The 4,495-nt window shown below is 27.9% G+C and carries 4 protein-coding genes; all 4 read right to left on the bottom strand.

The annotated features are described in order from the left end of the window. The coding region (locus B5E92_RS14920; RefSeq protein WP_158095253.1) for an AAA family ATPase at positions 1–203 on the bottom strand (203 nt) is incomplete at its 3' end. 165 nt (positions 204–368) lie between these two features. Continuing rightward, on the bottom strand, positions 369–1,898 hold the full coding sequence (locus B5E92_RS14925; protein WP_087303473.1) for a hypothetical protein: 1,530 nt from the start codon (positions 1,896–1,898) through the stop codon (positions 369–371). Positions 1,899–2,449: 551 nt separating this feature from the next. Further along, on the bottom strand, positions 2,450–3,589 hold the full coding sequence (gene rlmD, locus B5E92_RS14930) for a 23S rRNA (uracil(1939)-C(5))-methyltransferase RlmD (protein ID WP_087303475.1): 1,140 nt from the start codon (positions 3,587–3,589) through the stop codon (positions 2,450–2,452). Positions 3,590–3,645: 56 nt separating this feature from the next. Beyond that, entirely contained in the window at positions 3,646–4,287 is a 642-nt protein-coding gene (locus B5E92_RS14935; protein ID WP_087303477.1) for a hypothetical protein, read from the bottom strand. Positions 4,288–4,495 lie beyond the last annotated feature (208 nt).

Below are 4,495 nucleotides of genomic sequence, written 5' to 3' on the forward strand. Positions count from 1 at the left end.
AAATAACTATTTTCTTTTTCTTTGTTTGAAAAGAAATAATAAAGCATACTTAGATTCAATGTCTTTCCAAATCTTCTCGGTCTGGTATACAGCATTACTTTATCAGATAATACATCTTCAATAAGTCTTGTTTTATCAACATAATAATAATTATTATCCAGTAATTCTTTGAAATTTTCAATTCCAGTACTTATTCGCTTCATTATTATCTTTCCTTTCTTCTAGTAATTTTTACTACCAATATTATAACATGGTCATTTATAAAAGTCATTTTGTGGATTACGACATAAAAACTAAAAATAACTAACATTAATCTTTAAATAATAACACAATGAAATCATATTTATTATCTTAATATAATTACTAGATTAATTAGCAAAATCATCATTTATATATTTACGAATGATTCGTTTTGTCTTTTCAATAGGTCGTGGAGCATTTTCTTTACTAAAATATTCAATATTATCTACCTCTACGACTACTTCATGATCATCATCACCTGCCGGCACTAATACTAAATCACCAATTTCTATACTATCATCATCTGTCAAATAATAATAACTCTTATATCCGCCTTTAAAAATAACACTACAAAAAATATATTCAGATTTACGTCGTTTCACTTTACCATAAACAAACGGGTTAAACATTTCTTGCATATTATAGTATTTAATAAAATTAGTTATTGTTTCTACAAAATATAAAAAATCTTCTGGTAAACCATTTTTATCATAACTACCTGTAATAATCCGGCTGGGACTTTTTGTATAATCAATAGTTATAATATAATCTCTGGTCTCATTTGGGTTTTCAATAACATCCTCAAAATTACCTTTAATATGTTTAAATAGTTTTCTTGCATCGAACCTTTCAAGCAGATTCACAATCCCATCATTAATCTTATATTTAAAAGTAATATTGCTATCAGTGCCAATATTTTGAATATATTCCAATGTTCCGCTTTTCCTATCGATAATCAGACATTCACTATAATCCCATGTAATAAAATCTTTCTTAACTTCTTTTGGTTTTTGATCATGTTTTATTTTAGTAACTCGATGATAGTTTATCGTGATTTTATTAATTACATCGAGTTTAGCATTACCATCAAATACATACAAATCATTCATACCGACAATTTCACGAATAAGATTAGACAAATCAGTACCTTCATAATCAAATTCAGCACAAAGCGAGCCATAAAACTTATAAGTAATTCCTTCAGTATTAGTCAATTCCATTACCCAATTTCCAATGTCTGTAGCAAAAACTTCTGTATATTCTCTATTAAAATATGTTTCAATTGCCCTAAATAATCTTTTGACATCTTCCTTTTCAATTTTAAAACTCTTGCTTCGTATTTTCTTATGTTTTATACCATTATGACCAAAATTATATCCTAAAAACAAGACTTGCCCATCATTATTGATTGTAAGGTGCTGTTCCACTTCATCATCAGGTTCTGGCATACAAGAAAAACAAACATTATTTGATACAATCCGGATCTTTTTTAATGTACCTTTAAATACAAATTGATTTTCTTGGCAAAGCAAAGCCAATCGACTTAGCGCAAGAATAAACCATGCCCGATTTTGAGGATTTAAAATTTCAGCTGAATCGTATGCCCAATGATTAAAATATCTCCATCGTAAATAAATTGCTGATCCCAATAAAGGAATATCTGTAATATCATCAATGATTTTATTTAACGTTTCAGGATCATATATTGCCAACCCATATTTTTCTTTAAAAGCTTTACCGCAATCTATATTAAAACCTAGAGCAATGCACTCGTCAGCCATCCAATGATCAAGCAATTCTATGTAATTAATATCACAATCACGAAATTTATCACACCATTTAATAGCAAAATCATATATTTGTTTCATTGTTGCCATTAGCATCCCTCCAAGCATTTAACTTTTTCTTTTATAATCATATCATAAACTTGTATAAAAAATAAAAAAGACTAGTAAAACGCAACGATCCAAATTAGTTTATTTAATGATATCTTATAATTATTACAATAAATCCAACTAATTTACGAATGCAAAACATTGAACGTACAAGAAACAGAATTTTATATTCACAAAATAGATGTGAAAATTACGATTTAGACAAGGAATACACAGATTCAATAAAAATGAAAAAATCAGTTTTATTATTTGGCTATGATGAAACAGATAAATTTAAAAAATAAAAGGGAGGAAAATGCAGCTAGACGCTATTTCTCCTCACAAAATTTTAAAAAGGATTCGAACTTTTAATATCAAACCCTCAGTACATTTTAAAACGATTTTGTTAAATCCTCACCAGATTTTATAATACCAAAAAGATTACCTATTGTTACAAATTAGGAGACTTTTATTTACAACAATTTTGGTAATCTTATTTTAACTTTTATATAAAGACAATATTCTAGAAAAAGTACCTAAAATTAATGATTTTACTAGTCTTTCCTTTGTATCAACACAATAGTCTCCACATGTGCAGTATGGGGAAACATATCAACTGGTATCATAGTATTACCTTGATATCCTAACTTAGAAAAATATTTTAAATCTCTAACTTGAGTAGTTGGATCGCAAGAAATATAAACTACTTTTTTTGGTTTTAAAATCTTTATAGCATCCATAAACTCTTTAGTACTACCACTTCTAGGTGGATCCATAATTACACAATCGATTGGATATTTTTCGCTAGCTAATTTTTTCATAAAATCAGTTGCATCATCATTATAAAATCTAATATTATTTATTTTATTAGCTTTTGCATTATTAATAGCATCTTTAATAGCATCTTTATTTAACTCAACACCAATAACTTCTTTAGCCTGTTTAGAAACTGCCATCCCAATTGTACCAATACCACAATAAGCATCTATAACTGTTTCATTACCTTTTAGTTCTAATAAATCAATTGCTGTTTGATATAATTTTTCACACTGTACATGATTTATCTGATAAAAAGATTTAGGTGAAATCTTGAATTTCAATCCACATAATTCATCTACTATAAATCCTTTACCATATAAAACCTTTTCTTCATTACCTAAAACAACACTAGTCTTTCTTTTATTAACATTTAAAACTACTGTTTTAATACTAGGAAACGTTTTTACTAGTTCATTACAAAAATTCTTAGAACCTTTAAAAACATTATCATTACATACTAAAACAACCATAGTTTGATCACTAACTACTGCTCGGCGAATTAAAACATGTCGCAATAAGCCACGACCACGATCTTCATCATAAATACTAACACGATATCGTTTCAATAAAGATTGAATCTTTTTAATAATAGCATCACTAACTTCTTCATGAAGCAAACAGCGATCATAAGGAATTATTCGATGGCTATCTTCTTGATAAAAACCAAACTCATATTTTTGATTAAAAGCTACAATGATCTTATTACGATATTGATATGGATTTTCCATTTTAATGATGTTAGCAACCCGATAATTATTTAACTGATTCTTTTTTAATAACTCTTTACAATAATCAGTTTTTATTTTTAACTGCGATGTATAATCATTATTAATATATTTACAACTACCACACTTTTTTACTATTGAACATTTCATCTTATCACCGCCCTAAGTATAACATAACATTAATAAATTGCACTAAAAAATGATGCCTAAGCATCATCTTTTTGATTACGTTTTTTTCTTCGATAATTATAATAATTAACTATTGCATAATAAACTGGTATGGTTAAGAAAATTATCCAGGTTGGTGACCAGACATATTCAAAGAAACCTTCATATAAAAAGTATAATAGCGCTAATACTGGATATGGAAACTGATTGAGATCACGATGTTTAATAGCGGCAATAGCCCCATCAATCAAAGGAATAATTAATAACATTATCCATAAAGGATGCCATAAAGATGTATAAGCACTGCAGGCAATATAAATTACAATAATAATTAACGCAAACGGAAATTTAGTTGGTTTTTCATACTGTAATTTTTCCCAATCATAATCAATATTATTATCTTTATCCTTAGCATTATCAATATGGATACCATCCCAGCCGACATGAACTTCACTGCCATCTTTATCAATTACATGAACTCCATGTCTTAAACTAACATGAACTTTTTCAGCTTTTTCTTCTTTAACTGTATCATCTTGATTTAATTTAGCACTTTCAAATTCATCTTGATCTGTTTTTAATAAATCATCTAATGACATATGATAAATCTTAGCAAGCATGATTAAATTATCAGTATCTGGTGAAGCTTCAGCCCGCTGAATTCCGATATCGGAATTCAAAAAGATATCCCGACTTTCTAAAGATTCCGATAAATAAAAACATAAGACCAACTATCTTTGATGATAATTGGTCTTTTTTGATGTGAACTGATTAAAATGTCGGAATCTTTTTTTGTTAAAATGATAGTAGAAAGGAGGTGAAATTATGACGATAGATGAGGTTGTTGATAGGGCTATGGCTTTTATAGAAAAGGATCAATTTTCAGAA

Origin of the sequence: Erysipelatoclostridium sp. An15 (genome assembly GCF_002160675.1) — a bacterium.
GTDB lineage: Bacteria > Bacillota_I > Bacilli_A > Erysipelotrichales > Coprobacillaceae > Thomasclavelia > Thomasclavelia merdavium.

Coding starts and splice junctions, on each gene's coding strand:
- B5E92_RS14925 (WP_087303473.1), bottom strand. CDS start 1,898: ATGGCAACAATGAAACAAATATATGATTTTGCTATTAAATGGTGTGAT.
- rlmD (WP_087303475.1), bottom strand. CDS start 3,589: ATGAAATGTTCAATAGTAAAAAAGTGTGGTAGTTGTAAATATATTAAT.